The 21,442-nt window shown below is 71.8% G+C and carries 21 protein-coding genes; 6 read left to right on the plus strand and 15 right to left on the minus strand.

The window, feature by feature from the left end; all coding sequences use genetic code 11:
* Positions 1 to 207 precede the first annotated feature (207 nt).
* Positions 208 to 582 (plus strand): RNA polymerase-binding protein RbpA, encoded by a 375-nt coding sequence (locus ACIQOE_RS29730; RefSeq protein WP_010046329.1) that lies wholly within the window; start codon positions 208 to 210, stop codon positions 580 to 582.
* Positions 583 to 666: 84 nt separating this feature from the next.
* Here the strand turns inward: ACIQOE_RS29730 and fxsA are convergent, their stop codons facing one another.
* From fxsA to ACIQOE_RS29750, 4 genes are all read right to left on the minus strand, one after another.
* The gene (gene fxsA, locus ACIQOE_RS29735) at positions 667 to 1,236 is read right to left on the minus strand and encodes an FxsA family membrane protein (protein WP_390633034.1); all 570 of its coding nucleotides are present in this window, start codon (positions 1,234 to 1,236) and stop codon (positions 667 to 669) included.
* A 46-nt stretch (positions 1,237 to 1,282) separates the two neighbouring features.
* The gene (locus ACIQOE_RS29740; RefSeq protein WP_351319989.1) at positions 1,283 to 2,095 is read right to left on the minus strand and encodes a polyprenol monophosphomannose synthase; all 813 of its coding nucleotides are present in this window, start codon (positions 2,093 to 2,095) and stop codon (positions 1,283 to 1,285) included.
* 586 nt (positions 2,096 to 2,681) lie between these two features.
* On the minus strand, positions 2,682 to 4,289 hold the full coding sequence (locus ACIQOE_RS29745; RefSeq protein ID WP_351319991.1) for an amidohydrolase: 1,608 nt from the start codon (positions 4,287 to 4,289) through the stop codon (positions 2,682 to 2,684).
* An 80-nt stretch (positions 4,290 to 4,369) separates the two neighbouring features.
* Positions 4,370 to 4,810, minus strand: coding sequence for an Lrp/AsnC family transcriptional regulator (locus ACIQOE_RS29750; protein WP_053759891.1), 441 nt, complete (start codon positions 4,808 to 4,810; stop codon positions 4,370 to 4,372).
* A gap of 267 nt (positions 4,811 to 5,077) precedes the next feature.
* On the opposite strand from ACIQOE_RS29750, the gene ACIQOE_RS29755 reads away from it, so the two are divergent.
* The gene (locus tag ACIQOE_RS29755) at positions 5,078 to 5,536 is read left to right on the plus strand and encodes a hypothetical protein (protein ID WP_351319993.1); all 459 of its coding nucleotides are present in this window, start codon (positions 5,078 to 5,080) and stop codon (positions 5,534 to 5,536) included.
* A 1-nt stretch (position 5,537) separates the two neighbouring features.
* On the opposite strand, the gene ACIQOE_RS29760 is transcribed toward ACIQOE_RS29755, so the two are convergent.
* Together ACIQOE_RS29760 and ACIQOE_RS29765 are read right to left on the minus strand one after the other, a co-directional pair.
* Positions 5,538 to 6,641, minus strand: coding sequence for a phosphotransferase family protein (locus ACIQOE_RS29760; RefSeq protein ID WP_401414782.1), 1,104 nt, complete (start codon positions 6,639 to 6,641; stop codon positions 5,538 to 5,540).
* A gap of 14 nt (positions 6,642 to 6,655) precedes the next feature.
* Positions 6,656 to 7,753, minus strand: a complete 1,098-nt coding sequence (locus ACIQOE_RS29765) for a hypothetical protein (RefSeq protein WP_401414784.1) — start codon at positions 7,751 to 7,753, stop codon at positions 6,656 to 6,658.
* A gap of 146 nt (positions 7,754 to 7,899) precedes the next feature.
* Between ACIQOE_RS29765 and ACIQOE_RS29770 the strand changes: the two genes are divergently transcribed.
* Positions 7,900 to 8,142 carry a hypothetical protein gene (locus ACIQOE_RS29770; protein WP_351319999.1) on the plus strand — a complete coding sequence of 81 codons (243 nt, stop codon included), beginning with the start codon at positions 7,900 to 7,902 and terminating at the stop codon, positions 8,140 to 8,142.
* On the opposite strand, the gene ACIQOE_RS29775 is transcribed toward ACIQOE_RS29770, so the two are convergent.
* Positions 8,105 to 9,277, minus strand: coding sequence for an acyl-CoA dehydrogenase family protein (locus ACIQOE_RS29775; protein WP_365558303.1), 1,173 nt, complete (start codon positions 9,275 to 9,277; stop codon positions 8,105 to 8,107). The genes ACIQOE_RS29770 and ACIQOE_RS29775 overlap by 38 nt on opposite strands.
* 330 nt (positions 9,278 to 9,607) lie before the next feature.
* Between ACIQOE_RS29775 and ACIQOE_RS29780 the strand changes: the two genes are divergently transcribed.
* The gene (locus ACIQOE_RS29780) at positions 9,608 to 10,849 is read left to right on the plus strand and encodes a glycoside hydrolase family 18 protein (RefSeq protein WP_399012878.1); all 1,242 of its coding nucleotides are present in this window, start codon (positions 9,608 to 9,610) and stop codon (positions 10,847 to 10,849) included.
* A gap of 60 nt (positions 10,850 to 10,909) precedes the next feature.
* Here the strand turns inward: ACIQOE_RS29780 and ACIQOE_RS29785 are convergent, their stop codons facing one another.
* From ACIQOE_RS29785 to ACIQOE_RS29805, 5 genes are all read right to left on the minus strand, one after another.
* Positions 10,910 to 11,569, minus strand: a complete 660-nt coding sequence (locus ACIQOE_RS29785; protein WP_365558297.1) for a TetR/AcrR family transcriptional regulator — start codon at positions 11,567 to 11,569, stop codon at positions 10,910 to 10,912.
* Between the two features lie 67 nt (positions 11,570 to 11,636).
* Positions 11,637 to 11,777: an SCO1431 family membrane protein gene (locus ACIQOE_RS29790; protein WP_365558294.1), complete on the minus strand. Its 141-nt coding sequence runs from the start codon at positions 11,775 to 11,777 to the stop codon at positions 11,637 to 11,639.
* Between the two features lie 94 nt (positions 11,778 to 11,871).
* On the minus strand, positions 11,872 to 13,251 hold the full coding sequence (locus ACIQOE_RS29795; protein WP_401414788.1) for a peptidase C39 family protein: 1,380 nt from the start codon (positions 13,249 to 13,251) through the stop codon (positions 11,872 to 11,874).
* Between the two features lie 165 nt (positions 13,252 to 13,416).
* Positions 13,417 to 14,928 carry an amino acid permease gene (locus tag ACIQOE_RS29800; protein ID WP_401414790.1) on the minus strand — a complete coding sequence of 504 codons (1,512 nt, stop codon included), beginning with the start codon at positions 14,926 to 14,928 and terminating at the stop codon, positions 13,417 to 13,419.
* A 31-nt stretch (positions 14,929 to 14,959) separates the two neighbouring features.
* Positions 14,960 to 15,910, minus strand: a complete 951-nt coding sequence (locus ACIQOE_RS29805; protein ID WP_351320013.1) for a hypothetical protein — start codon at positions 15,908 to 15,910, stop codon at positions 14,960 to 14,962.
* Between the two features lie 282 nt (positions 15,911 to 16,192).
* On the opposite strand from ACIQOE_RS29805, the gene ACIQOE_RS29810 reads away from it, so the two are divergent.
* Both ACIQOE_RS29810 and ACIQOE_RS29815 read left to right on the plus strand, forming a co-directional pair.
* Positions 16,193 to 16,813 carry a uridine kinase gene (locus tag ACIQOE_RS29810; RefSeq protein ID WP_401415074.1) on the plus strand — a complete coding sequence of 207 codons (621 nt, stop codon included), beginning with the start codon at positions 16,193 to 16,195 and terminating at the stop codon, positions 16,811 to 16,813.
* A 427-nt stretch (positions 16,814 to 17,240) separates the two neighbouring features.
* Positions 17,241 to 19,100 (plus strand): AAA family ATPase, encoded by a 1,860-nt coding sequence (locus tag ACIQOE_RS29815; RefSeq protein WP_351320015.1) that lies wholly within the window; start codon positions 17,241 to 17,243, stop codon positions 19,098 to 19,100.
* A 41-nt stretch (positions 19,101 to 19,141) separates the two neighbouring features.
* Here ACIQOE_RS29815 and ACIQOE_RS29820 read toward each other — a convergent pair whose 3' ends face one another.
* From ACIQOE_RS29820 to ACIQOE_RS29830, 3 genes are all read right to left on the minus strand, one after another.
* Positions 19,142 to 19,558, minus strand: a complete 417-nt coding sequence (locus ACIQOE_RS29820) for an SRPBCC family protein (protein WP_351320017.1) — start codon at positions 19,556 to 19,558, stop codon at positions 19,142 to 19,144.
* Positions 19,555 to 20,574: an aldo/keto reductase gene (locus ACIQOE_RS29825; protein WP_401414793.1), complete on the minus strand. Its 1,020-nt coding sequence runs from the start codon at positions 20,572 to 20,574 to the stop codon at positions 19,555 to 19,557. The genes ACIQOE_RS29820 and ACIQOE_RS29825 overlap by 4 nt, the downstream gene beginning before the upstream one ends.
* An 83-nt stretch (positions 20,575 to 20,657) precedes the next feature.
* On the minus strand, positions 20,658 to 21,440 hold the full coding sequence (locus tag ACIQOE_RS29830; protein ID WP_401415076.1) for an aldo/keto reductase: 783 nt from the start codon (positions 21,438 to 21,440) through the stop codon (positions 20,658 to 20,660).
* Between the last annotated feature and the right edge of the window lie 2 nt (positions 21,441 to 21,442).

Genomic DNA, 21,442 nt, shown 5'->3' on the forward strand with positions numbered 1-21,442 from the left:
ACCGTTACTGCGCGTCAAAGATGCAGAAACGCTGGGTGACATCTGCTAGCAGATGTGACAAACCGGGCGCTGGTGGGTACAACAAGGGGCGGCTACGACGGCGACGCATGACCCGGAACGGGAATCTTTACCGCCGACCGGACGTTGACCGGATGACGACGACAGCGACACCTGTCCTGTGGGCGACAAGCCCGGGAGGCACGATTCATGAGTGAGCGAGCTCTTCGCGGTACGCGCCTCGTAGTGACCAGCTACGAGACGGACCGCGGTATCGACCTGGCTCCGCGCCAGGCCGTGGAGTACGCATGCGAGAAGGGGCACCGGTTCGAGATGCCCTTCTCGGTCGAGGCGGAGATCCCGCCGGAGTGGGAGTGCAAGGTCTGCGGGGCCCAGGCACTCCTCGTGGACGGCGACGGCCCTGAAGAGAAGAAGGCCAAGCCCGCGCGTACCCACTGGGACATGCTGATGGAGCGACGCACCCGTGAGGAACTCGAAGAGGTCCTCGAGGAGCGTCTGGCGGTTCTGCGCTCCGGCGCGATGAACATCGCGATTCATCCGAGGGACAGCCGCAAGTCCGCATAGTCCCGTCCAACGGGAAGCCGGCAACAACACACCGAGGGCGCCGTACGTTCACCGAACGTACGGCGCCCTCGGTTTTCCGTGGTTTCAGCGCGTCAGCGGCGGCCGCTCCCCCGCCGCCTCGCCGCCCGGCTCCGGCCGGTCGTCCCGGACGATCACCTCGCCCTGGACCACCTTCCCGTCCGGACGGCGCATACGGGCCTGCTGGAAGGCGTCGCCGAGGGAACCCGGGGCGGCCGTGCGGAGTCTGCGGCCGATGGTGCGCTCGGTGAGGCGGGAGACCGCCTTCTGGACCGGCGGCACCAGGAGCAGCAGGCCGAGGACGTCGGAGACCAGGCCGGGGATCATGAGCAGCAGGCCGCCCAGCATCATCAGGCCGTTGCCGCCGCCGCGCTCCGGCGAGCCGCCGCGCTGGATCGCCTCGTTGAGGCTGCGGAACGCGCGCCGGCCGGCCCGCTTGATGACCACCGCTCCCGCGACGAAGCCCGCCACCAGCAGCAGGAGCACGGTCACGCCGCCCGCCGCGCCCGCGACGACCGTCAGCAGCCAGATCTCCAGCACCAGCCACGCGGCCAGACCCAGCGGAAGGTATCTGCCGAGCCGGGACCGCCGGGGCCGGCCGGTGGTCTGCGGAGGGATCTGCGCGCCAGTCGTCATGCTCCCAGTGTGCCTGGGCCCGGCTCAGTGCGGGATAAGGGGTTGATCAGGCGGAACCGTCCGGCTTGGACGGCCTGCCCTTGCCGCCGATCCTGCCCATCCGCTCGGTGACACCCCACGAGGTGACCCGCCACAGGGCCTCCACCATGATGTCGCGGCTCATCTTGGAGTCGCCCAGCTCGCGCTCCACGAAGGTGATGGGCACCTCCACGACGTGGAAGCCGGCCTTGATCGCACGGCGGGCCAGGTCGACCTGGAAGCAGTAGCCCTGCGAGGCGACCTCGTCGAGCCCGAGGCCCTCCAGGGTCTCGCGGCGGAAGGCGCGGTAGCCGCCGGTGATGTCCCGCAGCGGCAGGTCGAGCGCGAGGCGCGAGTAGAGCGAACCGCCGCGGGAGATGAACTCGCGGGACTTGGGCCAGTTCACCACCCGGCCGCCGGGCACCCAGCGGGAGCCGAGCACCAGGTCGGCGCCCTTCAGCGCGGTCAGCAGCCGGGGCAGTTCCTCCGGCTGGTGGGAGCCGTCGGCGTCCATCTCGATGAGGACGCCGTAGTCGTGGTCCATGCCCCAGCGGAAGCCCGCGAGGTAGGCGGCCCCCAGGCCTTCCTTGCCCTTGCGGTGCAGCACCTGGACGTGGTCGTCCTCGGCGGCCAGTTCGTCGGCGAGCTTTCCGGTGCCGTCGGGGCTGTTGTCGTCCGCCACGAGCACGTGCGCCTCGGGGACGGCCCGGCGCACCCGGCCGACGATGGACTTGATGTTCTCCGCCTCGTTGTACGTGGGAATGATCACCAAGGCCGTGCCGAGCGGGCCGAACCGCCTCTCCTGGGCCTGTGCCGCGAGGGTCCCGTCGCCGTCGTTCACTGCTGCCCCTTCATGTCGTACGCAGGGGACCACCATAGTGGCCACAGCCTGCACTGACGTGACAGCTCGTGCGTGTGGTGGTGTCGATTCCGAAAGAACGGGGTAAGGATGCCCGTTTCGGGTGCCGTTCATCCGTGATTTCGCCGGCCCGGTCGACTGCGGATGGGGGCCCGGCGCCCTTCGGGCCGACCTGGGACCCGCTGGCTGCGGGTCGACCGAAAGCCGTTGTCTACTGAGCGTCCGGGCCCCACCCGGGTCACACCTCCCGACCGGCCTGAACGTTCCCTCGTCGGCGCGGGCGCTGAGCCTGGCTCCCAGTGGCGGCACCCCGGTGCGGGGCTCCGTCCCTGACCCAGCGGCGCTGCGACGAGTCGCGAACTGCTCCCCGGTCGGGCGTCCGGTGGTGGACTCGGCCGAACCTACCGGCCCGCTGCCGCTCACTGTCAACAGCCGTTTGACCTGCGCAAACGGCATCAAACCGCTGGTCAGCGCGGAGGATGCGCAGGTCGCGCGACGGAGCGGCGGCCGTCGATCGCGACCGCGCCACCCCGGGAGATCACTCGCCCGGCCGTACGAATGCGGCCGGTCACTCGCCCGGTCGTACGAACACGGTGCGGCCGCCCACCACCGTGGTCAGGCAGACCGGCAGGTCACGGCCGGGGGTCAGGTCGGGCAGGCCGGGGGTGCCGGAGCGCGGGTCGGTGGACCAGCGGGCGACCCGGTCGTCCGGGGCCTGCACCACCAGTTCCTCGGTGCGCCACACGGCGTAGTCGGCGGGTGCGCCCGGCACCAGGACACCCGCGTCGTCCCGGCCGGTGGCCCGCCAGCCGCCCCTGGTGTGGGCGGTGAACGCGGCCCGTACCGAGACCCGGTGCTCGGGCGTGCGGTGGAAGGCGGCGGCGCGCACGGTCCCCCAGGGGTCGAGCGGGGTGACCGGGCTGTCGGAGCCGAAGGCGAGCGGGACCCCGGCCTTCAGGAGGGCCGCGTAGGGATTGAGGGTGCGGGCCCGCTCGGCGCCGAGCCGCTGGGCGTACATCCCGTCGGCGCCGCCCCACAGCGCGTCGAAGGCGGGCTGCACGGAGGCGATCAGTCCGAACTCGGCGAAGGCGCCGATGTGCTCGGCGGTGAGCATCTCGGCGTGCTCGACGCGGTGCCGGGCGGCGCGGACGCGGGCCGGGCCGAGCTTCTCCGCGGCGGCGCGCACGCCCTCCACCACGGCGCTGACGGCGGCGTCCCCGATGGCGTGGAAGCCCGCCTGGAGTCCGGCCTCCGTGCAGGCGACGACGTGGGCGGCGACGGCGGCCGCGTCCAGGTAGGCGGCGCCGGTGGTGTGGGCGGCGTCGGCGTACGGCGCGTGCAGGCAGGCGGTGTGGGAGCCGAGGGCCCCGTCGACGAAGAGGTCGCCGGCGGCGCCGAGCGCGCCCAGGGCGCGGGCCTTGTCGGCGTCCTCCTCCGCCCAGTAGCCGACGACCCGGGGGCCGGGCACCTCCGCGGCCAGCCGCAGCAGGCCGGTGAAGTCGTCCTCGGAGGAGATCTTCGGCCCGCCGCACTCGTGGACGGTGCCGATCCCGAGGGAGGCGGCGTGCGCGAGCGCGGCGCGCTGGGCCTCGGCGCGCTGTGCGGGCGTCACGGCCGCGAACGCGGCGGCGCGCACCGCGTGGTGGGCGTCGCCGGCGAGCGGGCCGTCCTCGCGGGAGGCGGTCGCGGGCAGCAGGTCGAGCAGGGCCGTGCTGACGACCGCCGAGTGGACGTCGATGCGGGAGAGGTAGAGCGGGCGTCCGCCGGTGGCTGCGTCCAGCTCGGCGCGGCTCGGAGGGCGGCCGTCGGACCAGCGGGAGGCGTCCCAGCCGTGCCCGAGCAGGACCCGGTCCTGCGGGTGGGCGGCGGCGAAGTCGCGGACCAGGGTGAGCGCGGCGTCCAGGGAACCGGCTCCGGACAGGTCGAGTCCGGTCAGCGCGAGCCCCGTCGAGGTGGTGTGGACGTGGGCGTCGGTGAAGGCGGGCGTGACCAGGGCGCCGTCCAGGTCCACGACCTCGTCGACCCCGTCCGCGAAGGCGTCGGCCGCCCCCTCCGACCCGACCCAGGCGACCTGTCCGCGCTCCACGACCATCGCGGTCGCGAACGGATCGGCGGGGCTGTGCACCTCGCCCCGGCGCAGGAGGACGGTCTTGGTCTGGTCGGTGCGCTCACTCATGGCCGACAGTCTGTCGTGCCGCGGGACCGGAACCGCACCTGGGGCACCCTTGCGGGCGTGGCCGTCCGCGCCGGCGGGCGTCAGATCCGCGGTGGCCGTGCCTCGTACGGGGTCGACAGCACCACCGTGGTCCGGGTGGACACGCCCGCGAGCCCGCGCAGCCGCGCCAGCAGCTCCTCCAGCTCGTGCGGGGTCGCCACGCGCACCTTGAGGATGTAGTTCTCGTCCCCGGCCACGCTGTGGCACGCCTCGATCTCGGGGACGCCGGCCAGCCGGTCCGCGATGTCGTCGGGGGCGCTGGGGTCGAACGGTTTCACCGAGATGAACGCCGTCATGGGCAGCCCGACGGCCTCCGGGTCGACGACCGCGGCGTAGCCGCGGATGACGCCGCGCTGCTCCAGCCTGCGCACCCGCTGGTGCACGGCCGACGTGGAAAGGCCCGTGGCCTTGCCCAGGTCCGTGTAGCTCATCCGCCCGTCCTTGACGAGCAGCTGCACGATTTGACGGTCCAGCTCCTCCATGGCGCAAAAACTACCGTGCGCTCGATCTCCCGGGATAGCTCGGCGGCCCAGGTCATGGCCGGTTCGTGATGTCCGGGAGGCCGGGCCGGGGGTCTTGCGGGGGACAAATCCGCCGCACCGGGCACCTGCGACCGGCATGTGACGAACGCCACAGCACTTGGAGGGGCTCTGTGACGGTCTCGTGATTACCGCCGAGACCGGACGGGAAGTGCTTGCTGTGGTCGAGGCCGCAGCGCCGTAACGGCCCAGCCCGAGGGGGAGTTACCCATGCAGAGTCTTAAGCGCCCTGGTCGTACCGCGTCCAAGCGCCCGCAGCTGGTCGTCGAGCCCGAGCCGGAGGGCGTCGAACCCGACCTCTACGAGGCCGAGGACACCGACGCGTACGACACCTTCGAGATGTACCGGGTGATCTGCCCGGACTGCGCGCAGCCGATCGCGCTGCTGGCGGACGAGGAGTTCCTGCCGGAGCACGCGCTGTGCGCCTCCCCGTGGAACCCGTTCGGCCTGACGGTCTGCGCCGGCACCGGCCGCGCCGCGGCCGAGGCCCCCTCGGCCGACGAGACGGTCGAGCCGCAGGAGCAGGACACCGCCCTCCTGCTCACCCTCCCGCAGGGTCTGGACTGGCGCACGCAGCCCTTCTCGCACGTCGGCGGCCCGGGCTCGCGCCCGATGCGCGTACCGGCGATGCGCCTCGGCGCCGGTGCCCTCGGCCGTCAGGCCGCCTGAGTCACCGCACCGCATCCCAGTAGCTGCCCTGCACCATGGCGCGCAGACTGCCGTGGTGCAGGATCAGTGTGTCCGGATCCGCCGGGATGGCGGCCTCGCCGAAGTGGACCTGCCGGTAGGCGATGCGCAGCATGACGATCGCGTGCCGCAGGGCGGCGTACAGGGTGTAGAAGTCCATGTCCCGCGGGGTGTGGCCGGTGAGCGTGGCGTAGCGGGCCTCGACGCGGTCGCGGCGCAGGAAGCCCGGCAGTCCCGGCTGCCCGGTGGCGGCCGTGAGGTCCTGGAAGAAGCGGTGCAGGTAGACGGTCCAGCCGAGGTCCACCTCGCGCGGGGCCGGGGCCGCCATCTCCCAGTCGAGCACGGCCACCGGGTCGAAGCCGTCGTAGACGACGTTCCCGATGCGCGCGTCGCCCCAGTTGAGGACCGGCGTGCCCGGTGCGGCCGGCCACAGCTCGGCGAGCCGGGCGAACGCGTCCTCGATCAGGGGTGAGCGGGCCAGCCCGTCCACCACCCATGCGTAGTAGGCCCGTTGGGACTCGACGTGCCGGTGCAGGGCGTCACCGCTGCCGGGCAGCGTGAGGAAGTCCGTCTCAGCGAGCGGGACTTGGTCGTGGAGCCGGGCCAGCAGGCCCACCGAGGCGGCTTCGAGCCGCTCGCGTTCGGCATCGGTCGCCGCGTGCAGCCAATTCCCCTCGTACGTATAGGGCATGACGTCGGGCGGGACGCGGCCCTCGGCCCGTTCCATCACGAAGAAGGGCGCGCCGAGCGGTCCGGGGTCCTCCTCCGACCACAGCACGCGGGGCACCGGCAGGTCCGTGCGGTCCGCGACCAGCCGCATGGTGCGGTACTGGCGGGCCAGGTCGTAGGAGGGGAACACCGTGTACGCCGAGGGGTCCGCCGCCAGTCTCAACGCGCAGGCGCGCAACGGCGGATGGGGGTGCTCGATGTCGAACAGCAGGGTCTCGCTGGACATGCCGTTGGAGGCGGGCACCGTGACGCCGACGGCCCGCGCGCCGGGGAGCCGGGCGTCGAGCCAGGCGGTCAGCCGGCGGGCGAGGTGCTGCGGGTCGCGCGTCGTGGTGCGCGGGCGCGGTGCTGCCGTCATCCGGGCCTCCTCCTTCAGGGCGCCACCGAGTCGAAGCCGGTGAAGCCGCTCGGGTCGTGTCTGCCGAACGAGCCGTGCTCGAAGATGCCGTGGCCGGTGCGGCCGTCCAGCCGGAAGCGGGCGGAGTGGTCGGTGACGCCGTAGGCCGCGCGCGGGTGCGGGACGGTCATGTCGTAGGTGCGGCGGTCCGTCCAGGAGCGGCCCCGCCAGGTGCCGTGCTGCCAGTCGTCGGCGGGCGGGTAGCCGGCGCCGATCGCGAGCGGCGAGGAGATGAGGATCTCCGCCTCCAGCTCATGGGGCTTTTGCGCGTCGCCGAGGTGGACGACGGCACGCTCCGGGTGGCGGGTGCCGGAGCGGTAGGTGATCTCGGTGCGCGGCCAGCCGAGTTGGCGGTCCGGGCCGCCGGGGCGGACCAGGGTGGCGTCGTTCAGGGTGCGGTAGCCGTCGGCGTCCTCCTGGGTGATGACCATCAGGAAGCGGTCCTCGAAGCGGACGGGGCACCAGATCCAGTGGAAGCCCTCGGCCGGGTTCTCCTCGGCGAGCCGGCCGCCCTCCTCCCCCGGCAGGGGCCGGACGCCCCAGCTGCGGTCCCGGGTGCCGGTCCAGCCGCCCGGTTCGACGCGGAACTCCTCGCCGCCGGCCCGGATCACCCCGGACACTCCCCCGGCCTGCACGAACCTGCGCCCCTCCAGCGTCAGCCGTCCGCCGCGGCGCTGCGCGTGGTGCGGCTCCCACAGGGCCGGGAAGCCGGCGGTCCAGGTCAGGTCGTAGGAGATCGCGTCGTCGCAGGTCAGCCGGAAGCGCCGGAGCGGCTCCTGGACCTCGATGCGCAGCGGGCCGACCGCGAGCCGCATCCGGTCGTCGCCGAGCGCGTCCGAGGCGCGTACCGCGTGCAGGGTGTCGCCGGTGCGCAGGGTGGCGTAGGCGTCGATCACTCCGACGTTCGGGTAGACGCCGAGGCCGAGGACGAGCAGGGCGCGGCCGTCGTGGTCGAAGACGTGGAAGATGCAGCGGTCGTAGGCGTTCCGGTCTCCGGTGGCCACGTGCTTCATGGAGAGCGGGACCTGGTGCACCGGGTACTCGTCGAGCGGTACGGGACGGTCGTCGGCCATGGCGGGCCTCCCCGGAGGCTGGAGACGGTCCGGCTGACGGTACGTCAGAAAACCGGGGGTCGCCAGATCCGGGACCGGACGTCCACGAACTCACGCACGATTCGCCGGATCGGTGACCAGGGCGGCCGCACCCGCGTTGGCCGGGCATGACGACCACCTACACCGCTCTCGGCCGTCAGCGCCGTATCTTCGTGCCCCAGCCCGCGGCACCGGCCCCGCCGCCCGCGCCGCAGGATCCGCCGATCTACCGCGATCTGCTGCGCACCTGGGCCGAGCGGGGCCGCGCCCTGCCGGGCCGCCACGACCCGGAGTGGGTCAGGCTGGCGGCCCCGACGGTCGCACGCGGGCAGTTCAGCGGCTTTCCGGCCCCGCCACATGACGGGCGATGACCATCCGCTGGATCTGGTTGGTGCCCTCGACGATCTGCAGGACCTTGGCCTCGCGCATGTAGCGCTCGGCCGGGAAGTCGGCGGTGTAGCCGTAGCCGCCGAGGATCTGGACGGCGTCGGTGGTCACCTTCATCGCGGTGTCGGTGCAGTGCAGCTTGGCCATGGCGGCCTGCTTGGCGAACGGCCGGCCCGCGTCCCGCAGCCGGGCCGCCGCGAGGTAGAGGGCGCGGCCCGCCTCGATCTGGGTCGCCATGTCGGCGATCATGAAGCGCAGGCCCTGGAAGTCGGCGATGGGGTGGCCGAACTGCTGCCGTCCGGTGGCGTAGGCGACTGCCTCGTCCAGGGCCGCCTGGGCGAGGCCGACGGCGCAGGCGGCGATGCCGAGCCGGCCCGAGTCCAGCGCGGACAGGGCGATGGCGAAGCCCTGGCCCTCCTCGCCGAGCCGCCGCTCGTCCGGGACCCGGACGTCGTCGAAGTGCACCTGGGCGGTGGGCGAGCCCTTCATGCCCATCTTCTTCTCGGGCACCGCGGCGCTCAGGCCCTCGGCGTCACCGGGGACCAGGAAGGCGGTGATCCCGTGCGAGCCCTCCGCGCCGGTGCGGGCCATGACCGTGTAGAAGTCGGCGATGCCGCCGTGCGTGATCCACGCCTTGGTGCCGTTGATCACCCAGCCGTCGCCGTCCCTGACCGCCTTCGTGCGCAGGGAGGCCGCGTCGGAGCCGGAGGCCGGCTCGGACAGGCAGTAGGCGCCGAGCAGGCCGCCGCCGAGTATCGCCGACAGGTGCTCGACCTGCTGCTGCTTGGTGCCGTAGGCGGCGAGCGCGTAGCTCGCGAGGGTGTGCACGCTGACGCCGAGACCGACGGTGAGGCGGGCCGCGGCCAGCTCCTCCAGGACCTGGAGGTACACCTCGTAGGGCTGCTCACCGCCGCCGTACTCGGCGTCGTACGGCAGGCCGAGCAGTCCTGATGCGGACAGGAGGGTGAAGACCTCGCGCGGGAAGCGCCCGGCATCCTCCTCCTCGGCCGCCCGTGGCGCGATCTCGCGCTGGGCGATCTCCCGGACGAGCGAGATCAGGTCCCTCGCTTCCTCCGTGGGCAGCTGACGCTCCACCGGCTGCGGGTCGCGGTCGGACATGGCGTCGGTCTCCTCCCTGTCGGGCACGGGCGGTCGCGGCCCGTCGGGTAGGGGCCGCTCCGCCTGTCGTTCGAGTGCCGCCGAGGTGGGCGTTCCGGGTCACGGAAGCTGCTGACCAGCGGCTGCGCAGTGAGTATGCCCGATCGGGGACCTTCCGTCACCAGTTAACGACCGCTTACTTCGACAATTCCAGGACAACATTCGAGCGCCCCGAGATTGGTCCGCACCATTGACCCGACTGGTCTAGTCCTCCTAAGGTTCATGACCAACGCTTTACCGCGTTCATGCCAATCGGCGCGCGTTCCCCTCGCCCCCAGGAGGAGACACCCGATGCACACCTCCCACCGCTCCCGGTTCCGGGCGCTGCTCTCCGCGGCCTGTTGCGCCGTCCTCGGCGCCGGGCTGCTGGCCGGCGCGGGCACCGCATCCGCGGCCGCCCAGGCCGCCCCGGCCGCTCCCCAGGTGCAGGCCGGCTCGAAGGTCGTCGGCTACTTCACGGAATGGGGCATCTACGACCGCAAGTACCTGGTCAAGAACGTCGAGACCTCCGGCTCGGCGGCGAAGCTCACCCACATCAACTACGCCTTCGGCAACGTCACCGGCGGCAAGTGCGCGATGGGCGACTCGTACGCCGCGACCGACCGCGCCTACACCGCCGCCGAATCGGTGGACGGGGTCGCGGACACCTGGGACCAGCCGCTGCGCGGCAACTTCAACCAGCTGCTCAAGCTGAAGAAGAAGCACCCGAACCTCAAGATCCTCTGGTCCTTCGGCGGCTGGACCTGGTCGAGCGGGTTCGGCGAGGCCGCAAGGAACCCGGCCGCCTTCGCCCAGTCCTGCTACGACCTGGTGAAGAACTCCAAGTGGGCGGGTGTCTTCGACGGCATCGACATCGACTGGGAGTACCCGAACGCCTGCGGCAACACCTGCGACACCAGCGGCCGGGACGCGTTCAGGAACCTGATGGCCGCGCTGCGCTCGAAGTTCGGCAGCAGTGCGCTGGTCACGGCCGCCATCACCGCGGACGCGACCGCCGGCGGCAAGATCGACGCGGCCGACTACGCGGGGGCCGCCCAGTACGTCGACTGGTACAACCCGATGACGTACGACTACTTCGGCGCCTGGGACGCGACCGGGCCCACGGCCCCGCACTCGCCGCTCAACTCCTACTCGGGCATCCCGAAGGCGAACTTCTACACGTCGGCGACGATCGCCAAGCTGCGGGGCCTCGGTGTCCCGGCGTCCAAGCTGCTGCTCGGTATCGGCTTCTACGGCCGCGGCTGGACCGGCGTCACCCAGGCGGCACCCGGCGGCTCGGCCACCGGACCGGCGGCGGGCACCTACGAGGCGGGCATCGAGGACTACAAGGTGCTCAAGACCAAGTGCCCGGCGACCGGCACGGTGGCGGGCACGGCGTACGCCAAGTGCGGCACCAACTGGTGGAGTTACGACACCCCGGCGACCATCGCGACCAAGATGACCTACAAGAACCAGCAGGGCCTGGGCGGCACGTTCCTCTGGGAACTGAGCGGCGACACCGCGGGCGGTGAGCTGATCAAGGCCGTCAACTGACCCCCGGTCACGGGGGCTCGGGGCGGGGGTTCCACGAGACCTCCGCCCCTTGTGCGTCCGTCAGGTGTCCCGGCGGGCCGGGGCCGGGGCGCGGTAGGCGGGGTCCAGCTCCTCGATGGCGCGCATGGTGCCGCCGAGCGTCTTGACCAGCAGCTCGCACATGGTGTCGCGGGAGAGTTCGGGGTTGTCGATCCAGTTGAGGGTCGCGCCCTCCACGCTGCACAGCCAGGCGAGCAGGCCCATCCTGGCGAGCGGGCCGATGTCGCTGCGGCCGTAGGCGCCTTCGGCGATGGTCCCGACCATCGCCTCGCGCACCCCGTCCCGGATGGAGTGCACCTCGGCGTCGAAGCCGACGCCGCCGCTGACGATCGTGCGGTACGCGGCCTGGTGGAACTCGGCGTAGCGCAGGTAGCTGTCGATGGTCCGGTGGACCCGGTCCACCTGGGGCAGTTCGAGGCCGCTCGCGGCGTAGGTGACCAGGTCCGCGACCGAGTCCTGGATGATCGCCAGGTAGTAACCGCGCTTGGACTGGAAGTAGTAGTAGATCAGCCCTTTGGCGACATGCGCCTGCCGGGCGATGTCGTCCATGGAGAGCGCGTCGTACGAGGTGTCGGCGAACAACTTCCGGCCGATGGAGATCAGTTCGGCGCGACGGGCCACGGAGCGCTCGGTGCCTCGCGCCCGGGGACGGGCGGCGGCGCGCTGTTGACTAATATTCAACTCAGACCCTGGTCTCAGCAGGCTGCGCGGGACATCCGCAGTATGCCAGGTCGGGTGCCGGGTCAGGTCACAGCAGTCCGAGTTGGGTCACCAGCATGGCGACGACCACGACGAGGGCCCAGCCCATGACGTGTTCCAGGACCTTCGGGCCGTCTTCCCTGGGGCCGCCGGTACGGGCGCGGACGGCGGTGGCGGAGTGCGTGGTCATGCCGTCCACCATGCCACCGATTGCGGCTTTTGCGGCGGAGAGCTTGGTCACAGGACGCCGGCCCCCGGTCCGTCCGGGGCCGGCGTCCCGCCGGTCAGCGCACGCCCACCGCCGCGAGCGCCCTGGCCTGGCTCGGGCTCGGGCAGGCCGGGAAGTACAGGTAGCAGACGCCCCCGGTGCCCGAGGCGACGTTGCCGGAGGCGTTGTACCGCTTGGTCCGCAGCCAGATGTTCTCGAACTCCCGGCGCGGGTAGACCCGCCGGACAGCGTTGTCGTCCACCGAGCAGGGGTCGTTGGCGATCACGTCGCCGTCGGCGGTGAAGCCGATCACCGTCATGAGGTGACCCGAGGTGCCGTAGCCGGCGCCGGTCAGCTCGCTCTCCAGGAACGACTGGGAGGTGATGGCCGGGATGCCGGCCGCGATCAGCTTCTCCAGGTCGGTGAGCGAGCCGAGACGCGTTATCACGCCCTGGAGGTCCCGGTAGGTCGACGCGTAGGCGGCGTTGAACGGCCAGTTGCCGCAGCCCTCGTACTGGTAGTCGTAGGTGGAGCGGGCCGCGTGGCAGACCTGGGGGTCGGCGTACGACGGGTCGACCCAGGCCAGTTGCGCCGGGGTGAGCCGGCCGCCCCAGTACTCGATGATCATCTGCGAGGAGGTGGGGCTGCACCAGGCCTCGCCGCCGTTGTCGTACTGCGGGTACTGGCCCTTGTGGATCTCCTGCGAGTAGCGCGGCACCGTCAGTTCCCGGGCCGTCCCCGGCGTGGAGGCCGGGACGGTGAAGCGGTCCGGGATGTCGGAGCCCATCGCGCCGAGCCGCCAGACGGTCGGGGTGAGCTCGGTGCCGGGCTTGCGGTAGAGGGTCAGGCGCAGCTGATAGGCGGCCAGGCGCAGGCCGCCGGTGGCGTCATCGATGGCGAAGGTGTCTGTCCAGACGCTGCTCCTGCCGTCCGACTGGCCGTCCACCGAGGTCCGCTTGATGTCCTCGTCGCCCGCCGCCCAGCGGCCCATCACGTACCAGGGCGTCCGGGTGCCGTCGGAGTACGTGCCCTGCAGTTCGACCTGGATCCAGGTGCCGGCCGGGGTGTCGGCGTTCCAGGAGGCGATGGCCTCGGTGGCGGGCACGGCGAGCCGGTGCACCGGGCCGGTCCAGGTGGCGTACTCCCACGAGGCGGTGGTGCCGGTGTGCGGGTCGGTGTAGGAGGTGGTGCCGGCGGCGGTGGCGATCACCACGCCGGGGCGCCGCCCGGCGACGGCACGCACGCCCTGGGCCGATCCGCTCCGCCAGTCGCCGTGGGTGGTCCACGCGTGGTAGTCCACCGGACGGGTCAAGGTGCGGGCGAGGTCCTCGGAGTCGGTCTCCGGCGCCGCGGCCGCGGGGGCCGCCGGGATCACTCCCTGGGCGACGGCGGCCGCGGCGACGGCGGCCGCGGCGGCCAGGACGGTTCTGCGGGACGGCTGTTCGGCTCTGCTCATGGGCGGGAGACCCCCAGGGGTGCGCGACGCTGCTGGTCCGGTGCGCCAACTATGAAGCAGGGGACATGCCCCTGCCAGCACTTTCGGCGATGCCACGCCCACCAATATTGGTCTCGTCCGCTGAAAGATCCCCGGCACCCGGCGCCGGGGATCTCCTCGTCGTCGTCAGATCAGGTCCATAGCGGCGACCTCGTCGGGGCGGCCGTAGCTGACCGGTCCCTGGAAGCGGCGGCGGGCGGTGGCGAACCACCAGACCGTGGCCACGATCAGGACGACGGCCAGGGCGATCGGCGCGTAGTTGAAGGTGTCGACGGTGATCGGCGAGGCCTGCGGCAGCATGAACAGGATGCTGCTCAGCAGGATCCAGGTCACCGCCAGCCAGCCGACCGGCCTGCTCCAGCGGCCCAGGTTCCACGGGCCCGGCCGGAACTCGTCGCCGAGCCGCAGCCGCAGGAACACCGGCACGGCGTAGGCGAGGAACAGGCCGACGACGTTGACGCTGACGATCGCGGTGAACGCCGTGTGCGACCACCAGCCCGGCACGATCAGGGCCAGCGAACAGGCCACCGCGAGCCAGACGGCCTTGACGGGCGTACGGGTGCGGGGCGACACCGAGTGCCACAGGCGGGAGCCGGGCATGGCGCCGTCCCGGGAGAAGGCGAAGATCTGCCGGGTGTTGCTGGTGAGGTTGGCGAGGCCGCAGAAGAGCATGGCGCCGATGACCACGAGCAGCATGGCCTTGGCCCAGCCCATGCCGAGTCCGTCGATGAGAATCTGGACGGGCGGTGCGGAGGACTTCGCCACCTTGTCGTAGTCGCCGATGCTGTACACCAGGGCGAGCATCAGGACGAGGCCGGTGATCGCCGAATAGCCGATCGAGCGGATGATCCCGCGGGGTGCGTTCACGGTCGCCTGGACCGTTTCCTCGGACATGTGGAAGCTGCCGTCGAAGCCGGTGAAGGTCCAGCTGGTGACCAGCAGGCCGAGCATGCCGCCGTAAAGGCCGTCGGTGAAGCCGGTGTTGTTCACGAAATGCGTCACGAAGGACGCCGACTGGTGATGGGCCGGCATCACGATCAGTGTGCTCACGATCACCACGAGTCCGATCAGGAGCCACCACACGGAAATCCGGTTCAGCACCGCGACGAGCTGCACGGTGTAGGTGTTGGCGAGTCCTTGGAGCACGATGATCAAAGCCGTGATCAGGACCGTCTGGTGGGTCGTGGGGGTGTACGAGGACCACTGGAGGGCGACGAAGGCCTGGCTGAAGGTGGCCGCCGCGTACCCGGTGGCCGCGGTGCCGCCGATCTGGCCCACGAAGTTCAGCCAGCCCGTGTACCAGGACCAGGCGCCCTTGTGGCGTTTGGCGAGTTTACCGGCCGAGAAATAGAGCGCGCCGCTCGTCGGATACGCGGAGGCGACTTCCGCCATCGCGGCGCCGATGCACATCACCATCACGCAGACGCCGATCCAGCCGAACACGAGAATACGGGGGCCGCCCGCGTTCATTCCGAATCCGAAGGACGAGAAGATACCGGAGAGAATATTGATGATGGTGAAGGATATGGCAAAATTGTCGAACGCCTGGAATCGACGGGTGAGTTTTCGCGGATAACCCATCGCATGCAGGGTCGCGTCGTCGTCGAGCGTGACGGGGTCCGCTGTGCGCTCCGACATCTACCGGCCTTTCTCTCTGTGGGGGGTGGCGCTACGAGGGGATGGGCAGACCGCAGGCGCGGCGGGCCCGGGAGAGCTGCTCGGCCGGCTCGCCGAACACGCTCCAGGGCATGCGCGAGGCGTACCGCCCCATGGCCGTGAAGACCGCACGGGCCTCGAACTCGCGCTGGGCCATGACCAGGGCGTGCGCGAGATAGGCCAGGTCGAGCACCGGGGTGAAGCGGTATCCGGCCATCGTGGGCAGCCAGTTGTGGTAGATCGACAGGGCGGTGGCGCGCCACTGCGGCTGTTCCCAGACCCGCTCGGCCAGCAGCTGGGTCGGGTTGTGGCTCTCCACCAGGGCGACCAGCGGCAGCAGCCGGATCGCGGAGTCGGCGGGGGCCCGCTGGGCGAGGAAGGCGGCGACGTCCCAGGCGGCGTTGACCGAGCCGCCGTAGCGGGTGAAGAAGAAGGACAGGAAGCGGTGGTGGGCCTCGCGGTGCCAGGGGTCGAGGGCGAGGGTGTGCGCGAACAGCCGCCAGGGGCCGGGCGGCGAGGTCAGCAGGCCGTTCGGGGCACGGTCGTGCGGGCGGTGCAGCCGGGCCATGGCGAGCTTCGCGGCCCAGGGCGTGGGATCGGCGGGGTTCAGGGAGGAGGCCCGGTCGCAGGCGGCGAGGGCTATCCGCTCCAGCGCCTCGGCGCGCTCGTCGCGGGCGTCGGCCGCGTGGATCGCCCGCTGCACGGCCACCCGCGCCCACATCAGCGCGGACTCGGGGCCGGGCTCCTCGGCCAGCCAGCGCTCGACCAGATCGGTGCCGGCCGCCTCGGAGGCCAGGACCAGCGAGCGGTGGGCGCGCAGCGCGAAGTCGGTGCGCGTCTCGGCAAGGGCCTCGCGGGCGCTGCGATATCTCCCGGCCCGCACGTCCACGCAAACACTCGCGAGCAAGCGGTCATCGGCCGCCGGATGCCATACGTACTGCCCTTCGAATAACTCCGCGGCCATCTTCCCCTGTCCGTCCCCGTTCGACGCGCCGTACTCGCGCAGAAAGCACACTACTCAGCGGTGGCCGCACCGGGAACGTCCGATTTCGACATATCGGTCAGCGGACCGGAAATATTGACGGCGCCGCTGGAGAACGGCTCGAAATTAGTTCAAGGCGCTACTTCTCCGGGGGCCGGGAACGCCCGCTATGCGCCGCACTACTAGAATGTTTCCGGAAAACACCCCACAGCACGCGACACCACACCCCACCACACCCCACCTCGACGCACCTCGGGACCCGTCATCCACCGCCTCGCCTCCGCGCTCCAGGGCCTGCCGCCCTCCTGCGGCCCGGTACGCCTCGTCGCCGTCGACGGGCACGCCGGTTCCGGGAAGACCACCTTCGCCGCGCGGCTGGCCGCCGCGCTGGGCGGGGCGCCGGTGCTCCACCTCGACGACATCGCCAGCCACGACGAGCTGTTCGCCTGGACCGGCCGGCTGCTGGCCCAGGTGATCGAGCCGCTCGGCCGCGGTGAGACCGCCCGCTACGCGCCCTACGACTGGCGCGCCCGCGCCTTCGGCCCGCCCCGCCCGCTGCCGCCCTCCCCCGTGATCCTCGTCGAGGGCGTCGGCGCCGGCCGGCGCGCGCTGCGCCCGTTCCTGGCGCGGCTGCTGTGGATGGAGGTGCCGCGGGAGGAGTCCTGGGCGCGGGGCAGGCTGCGGGACGGCGCGGAACAGCGGGAGTTCTGGGCCGGGTGGGTCGCGGCGGAACGCGCCCACTTCGCCGAGGATCCGTCCCGGCCCTACTCCGACCTCCTGGTGACGCAGTCACGGACGGGGTACGAGGTGCTTCCGGGGCCCGTGCACAGCGTTGGACCGGACCAGACGGTCACCCACCGTGAGGGACCGTCGGCAGTGTGCTGAACGTGTGAAGAGGCGCCCGGAAGAAGTTGCCTCAGTCCCTCAACTCGGCTTGACCCAAGGGCCGTACAGGACTTACGTTCTCACTGAGCGGCCGCTGGAGGCCGCACCACAGACGCGAAGCCCCCGGTTGTTCCCCCGTGATCGGGGGCTTCGTTCTGCCCTTTACCCCTTTTGCGCCCGCCGGGCATGCCGCCATGCTCACCCTCGGTGACTGTCCGGTCTCCGCCCGATCCGCTCCCACCTCGGCAAACGGCCTGTGCGGCACCCTTCGGCGGGCGGTGGAACCGCAGGTACGATGCCCTCGGTGCGACCTTCGGACGGCTGCTTCGCGCACCTGCAACTCCGGTCCGCGGCACAGCGGTTCGACCAACGGCGGCCATCGGGGGGAGCCCGGGGCCAACCACGGGCACGGTTTGTGGGGGACGTGATGGATTTCGGCACGCAGGGCCCCGAGGCCCCGGCCGACCTCGCCTGGCTGCGAGGCGTGGACGCCTACACGATGGGCGCCTATCCGCAGGCGGAGGAGGAGTTCCGCGCCGCGGTTCGGATGGATCCCGGGATGGCGGACGCCTGGCTCGGGCTGCACGCGCTGCGCGTCGACACGACGACCGCGCTGCTCAGGATGTTCCGGCACCGGGACCGCTTCGGCGATCAGCGCGCCCGGCACCGCCGCGCGCTCAACTCCTGGTACTGGCTCGGCTGGTGGGTGCAGCCGGTGCTGGAGAACCCGCGCGATCTGCTGCTCGCCCACGCCTCCCACTGGCTGGACGGCCGGCACGTCCCGGAGCTGGACCGGGCCCTCGCCGGGCTGCCGCCGGTGGACGCCGACCCGCAGGTGCGCTTCCTGCACGCCTGCCGGGCCTACCTGGTCAAGGACTGGGAGCAGCTGGTGCGGCACACCGACCCGCTGCTCGACGATCCGATGCTCGGCATCGAGGCCGGACTCTTCGGCGGCATGGCACGGGTGCGCCTGGAGATGTACGGCCAGGCCGAACCGCTGCTCTCGGCGGCCCTGATGCGCTGCCGCAGCGAGCAGCCCCAGCGCAAGGAGCTGCGCTACTGGCTGGCCCGGGCGCACGAGGGCACCGGCCGCAGCGCCGCCGCGCTCCCCCTGTACCGGGCCGTCCACCGGGTGGATCCCGCGTTCATGGACACCTCGGCGCGGCTGGCCGCGATCGCCGAGGGCGACGGGTACGACGACAGCGCCGACTTCGCGGCGATCACGCTCACCGGCGCCGGGCAGGACGTCGTGGACGGCCCCGACCTGCTCGACCCGCTGTTCGGCGCCGAGGGCCGGGACCTGCGTTTCGGCGAGGCGGAGCCGCCGGCCGGCGCGATGCCGTCGGTGGTCGATCCGGCGGTGCGCGAGAAGGCCGTGGCCTCGCCTCCGCTGCCGGCCGGGCCGACCGATCCCGCGCTGCTGGAGGAGGCGCTCGCCGAACTGGAGCGCATGGTCGGCCTCGAACCGGTGAAGCGCCAGGTCAAGGCGTTGTCCGCGCAGCTGAACATGGCCCGGCTGCGGGCCGGGCAGGGGCTGCCGGTGCAGCCGCCCAAGCGCCACTTCGTCTTCTCCGGCCCCTCGGGCACCGGGAAGACGACGGTCGCGCGGATCCTCGGGCGGGTGTTCTACGCACTGGGCCTGCTGGGCGGAGACCACCTGGTGGAGGCCCAGCGGGCCGATCTGGTCGGCGAGTACCTCGGCCAGACCGCCGTGAAGGCGAACGAACTGATCGACTCCGCGATCGGCGGGGTGCTCTTCGTCGACGAGGCGTACTCCCTGTCCAACTCCGGCTACGGCAAGGGCGACGCGTACGGCGACGAGGCGCTCCAGGTGCTGCTGAAGCGGGCCGAGGACAACCGCGACCACCTGGTGGTGATCCTGGCCGGCTACCCGGAGGGCATGGACCGGCTGCTGGCCGCCAACCCCGGGCTCTCCTCCCGCTTCACGAGCCGCGTGGACTTTCCCTCCTACCGGCCGCTGGAGCTGACCTCGATCGGCGAGGTGCTGGCCGGGGAGAACGGGGACGCGTGGGACGAGGAGGCGCTGGAGGAGCTGCGGTCGATCGCCGGGCACGTGGTCGAGCAGGGGTGGATCGACGAGCTGGGCAACGGGCGGTTCCTGCGGACGCTGTACGAGAAGAGCTGCGCCTACCGGGACCTGCGGCTGTCGGTGTATCCCGGCGCGCTGACGCGGGACGACCTGGCGACGTTACGGCTGCCCGACCTGATGCAGGCGTACGGAGAGGTGCTGTCGGGGCGGGCACCGCAGGATCCGGCCGGGATGTAGGAGCGGGCCGGGACCACCGTGGCCCCGGCCCGCTCCCCCGGTCAGCCGGCGAGCGTCTCCTCCAGGGCGGCCAGGCCGTCCCGGTAGATGCCGTCGAAGAGGGCGGTCGCCTCGGCGTCGGTGACGCCGTCCGCGGTGAACGTGCCCGACCACTCCACCCGGCATCCGCCGTCGCCGCGGTCGACGACCTGGAGCGTGGAGCGGTAGCCCGTGACGGGGAAGGGCGCCCGCTCGATCGAGTAGGTGTAGCTGCGGGCCGACGCGTCGAAGGCTTCGAGGCGTTCGACGATGACCTCGCCCTCGGCGTTGGTCAGGGTGCGCAGCCGGCCGCCCTCGCCCGGCAGGCTCCGGGTGATGTACGGCAGCCAGTCGGGCAGTGCGTCGAACCCGCCGATGAGCTGCCAGACCTGGTCGGCGGGGCGCCGCACGTCGAGGGTGGCGCGGGCGGCGGCGGTCACGCGGCCTCCCCGAGCGGCACCGGCGCGTCGTGCGCGATGATCTTCTGCTCGCGCAGCGCCTTCCAGAAGGCGTACGGAACGGGCTCGACGAGCGCGGCGAGGTCCTCGGCAATGCGGCTGGGCCGGGTCGCGCCGGGGATGGCCGCGGCGACGGCCGGGTGGGCCAGCGCGAACTGGAGGGCGGCGGACTTGATGCCGATGCCGTGCTGCTGGGCGAGCGCCTTGATCGTGCCGACCTTGTCGACGATGTGCGCGGGCGCCTCGGCGTACTCGAAGTGGCTGCCGCCGGCGAGGATGCCGGAGCTGTAGGGGCCGCCGACGACGATGTCGACGCCCTGCTCGGCCGCGGCGGGCAGCAGGCGCTGGAGGGCGCGGGCGTGGTCGAGCAGCGTGTACCGGCCGGCCAGCAGGAACGCGTCGGGGCGCGGCTCCTCCAGGTCCAGCGTCATCTCCAGCGGCTCGACCTTGTTGACGCCGATGCCCCAGGCCTTGATGACGCCTTCCTCGCGCAGCCGGGTCAGGGCGCGGAACGCGCCGGTACGGGCGCTCTCGTACACGCCGACCCACTCGTCGCCGTAGAAGTCCTGGGCGATGTCGTGCACCCAGACGATGTCGATGCGGTCCGTGCCGAGGCGCTTCAGGCTGTCCTCGACGGAGCGCAGCGTCGCGTCGGCGCTGTAGTCGTTGACCATCTTGTTGGGGCGGCCGTGCTCGAACAGGGCGCCCTTCTCGCCGAGTTCGCGAGCCGCCGGGTCCTCGACCTCGTCGAGGACGATCCGCCCGACCTTGGTGGACAGGACGTATTCGTCGCGCGGCTTGCCGGCCAGGACCTCGCCGAGCCGCAGCTCCGCCAGGCCCGCTCCGTACAGGGGTGCGGTGTCGAAGTAGCGGACGCCCTGGTCCCAGGCGGCCTGCACGGTGGCGGCGGCCTCTTCGTCGGGGATGGCGCGGAACATGTTGCCGAGCGGTGCGGTGCCGAAGCCGATGCGGCCCGGCAGGAAGGAGCGGATGCTCATGGGGGTGCCTCGATCCGTCGTGCGGCGTGGGGGGTTGCGAAGCGGGGGCTGGTCGCCGGTGGGCCGCCGGCCCCGGTCGCGGGTCAGTTGAGGGTGTCGGGGTCCGGGCCGGTGCGCATGCCGCGGTCGAGCGCGGTGAGGGCGTCGATCTCCTGCGGGCTGAGCTCGAAGCCGAAGACGTCGGCGTTCTCCCGGATACGGGCGTCGGTGACCGACTTGGGGATGACCACGTTGCCGATCTGCAGGTGCCAGCGCAGCACGACCTGGGCCGGGGTCCTGCCGTGCTCGGCGGCGATCGCGGTGACCGCGTCGTCCTTGAGGACGGCGCCCTGGGCGAGCGGGCTCCAGGCCTCGGTGACGATGCCGTGCCGGGCGTGGAAGTCGCGCAACTCGGCCTGCTGGAGGCCCGGGTGGAGCTCGATCTGGTTCACGGCGGGGACCACGGAGGCCGCGCCGAGCAGGCGCTCCAGGTGGGCGGGCTGGAAGTTGGAGACGCCGATGGCACGGGTGCGTCCGTCGGCGTACAGCTTCTCCAGCGCGCGCCAGGTGTCGAGGTACAGGTCACGGGCCGGGGTCGGCCAGTGGATGAGGTACAGGTCGACGTGGTCCAGGCCGAGCCGGTCCAGGGAGGCGTCGAAGGCGGCGAGCGTGGAGTCGTAGCCCTGCTCGCTGTTCCACAGCTTGGTCGTCACGAACAGCTCGTCGCGGGCGATGCCGGAGTCGGCGAGCGCCTGGCCCACACCGCGTTCGTTGCCGTAGACGGCGGCGGTGTCGATGCTGCGGTAGCCGGCCCGCAGGGCTGCGGCGACGGCGGCCGTGGTCTCCTCGTCGGGGACCTGGAAGACACCGAAGCCGAGCTGCGGCATGG

Origin of the sequence: Streptomyces sp. NPDC091282, from assembly GCF_044757385.1 — a bacterium.
GTDB lineage: Bacteria > Actinomycetota > Actinomycetes > Streptomycetales > Streptomycetaceae > Streptomyces > Streptomyces gramineus.

What these genes read in the sequence shown, in the direction of transcription:
- ACIQOE_RS29730 (WP_010046329.1), top strand. Translation starts at nt 208, where the DNA reads ATGAGTGAGCGAGCTCTTCGCGGTACGCGCCTCGTAGTGACCAGCTAC.
- fxsA (WP_390633034.1), bottom strand. Translation starts at nt 1,236, where the DNA reads ATGACGACTGGCGCGCAGATCCCTCCGCAGACCACCGGCCGGCCCCGG.
- ACIQOE_RS29745 (WP_351319991.1), bottom strand. Translation starts at nt 4,289, where the DNA reads ATGAGTGAGCGCACCGACCAGACCAAGACCGTCCTCCTGCGCCGGGGC.
- ACIQOE_RS29750 (WP_053759891.1), bottom strand. Translation starts at nt 4,810, where the DNA reads ATGGAGGAGCTGGACCGTCAAATCGTGCAGCTGCTCGTCAAGGACGGG.
- ACIQOE_RS29755 (WP_351319993.1), top strand. Translation starts at nt 5,078, where the DNA reads ATGCAGAGTCTTAAGCGCCCTGGTCGTACCGCGTCCAAGCGCCCGCAG.
- ACIQOE_RS29760 (WP_401414782.1), bottom strand. Translation starts at nt 6,641, where the DNA reads ATGACGGCAGCACCGCGCCCGCGCACCACGACGCGCGACCCGCAGCAC.
- ACIQOE_RS29765 (WP_401414784.1), bottom strand. Translation starts at nt 7,753, where the DNA reads ATGGCCGACGACCGTCCCGTACCGCTCGACGAGTACCCGGTGCACCAG.
- ACIQOE_RS29770 (WP_351319999.1), top strand. Translation starts at nt 7,900, where the DNA reads ATGACGACCACCTACACCGCTCTCGGCCGTCAGCGCCGTATCTTCGTG.
- ACIQOE_RS29775 (WP_365558303.1), bottom strand. Translation starts at nt 9,277, where the DNA reads ATGTCCGACCGCGACCCGCAGCCGGTGGAGCGTCAGCTGCCCACGGAG.
- ACIQOE_RS29780 (WP_399012878.1), top strand. Translation starts at nt 9,608, where the DNA reads ATGCACACCTCCCACCGCTCCCGGTTCCGGGCGCTGCTCTCCGCGGCC.
- ACIQOE_RS29790 (WP_365558294.1), bottom strand. Translation starts at nt 11,777, where the DNA reads ATGACCACGCACTCCGCCACCGCCGTCCGCGCCCGTACCGGCGGCCCC.
- ACIQOE_RS29795 (WP_401414788.1), bottom strand. Translation starts at nt 13,251, where the DNA reads ATGAGCAGAGCCGAACAGCCGTCCCGCAGAACCGTCCTGGCCGCCGCG.
- ACIQOE_RS29800 (WP_401414790.1), bottom strand. Translation starts at nt 14,928, where the DNA reads ATGTCGGAGCGCACAGCGGACCCCGTCACGCTCGACGACGACGCGACC.
- ACIQOE_RS29805 (WP_351320013.1), bottom strand. Translation starts at nt 15,910, where the DNA reads ATGGCCGCGGAGTTATTCGAAGGGCAGTACGTATGGCATCCGGCGGCC.
- ACIQOE_RS29815 (WP_351320015.1), top strand. Translation starts at nt 17,241, where the DNA reads ATGGATTTCGGCACGCAGGGCCCCGAGGCCCCGGCCGACCTCGCCTGG.
- ACIQOE_RS29825 (WP_401414793.1), bottom strand. Translation starts at nt 20,574, where the DNA reads ATGAGCATCCGCTCCTTCCTGCCGGGCCGCATCGGCTTCGGCACCGCA.
- ACIQOE_RS29830 (WP_401415076.1), bottom strand. Translation starts at nt 21,440, where the DNA reads ATGCCGCAGCTCGGCTTCGGTGTCTTCCAGGTCCCCGACGAGGAGACC.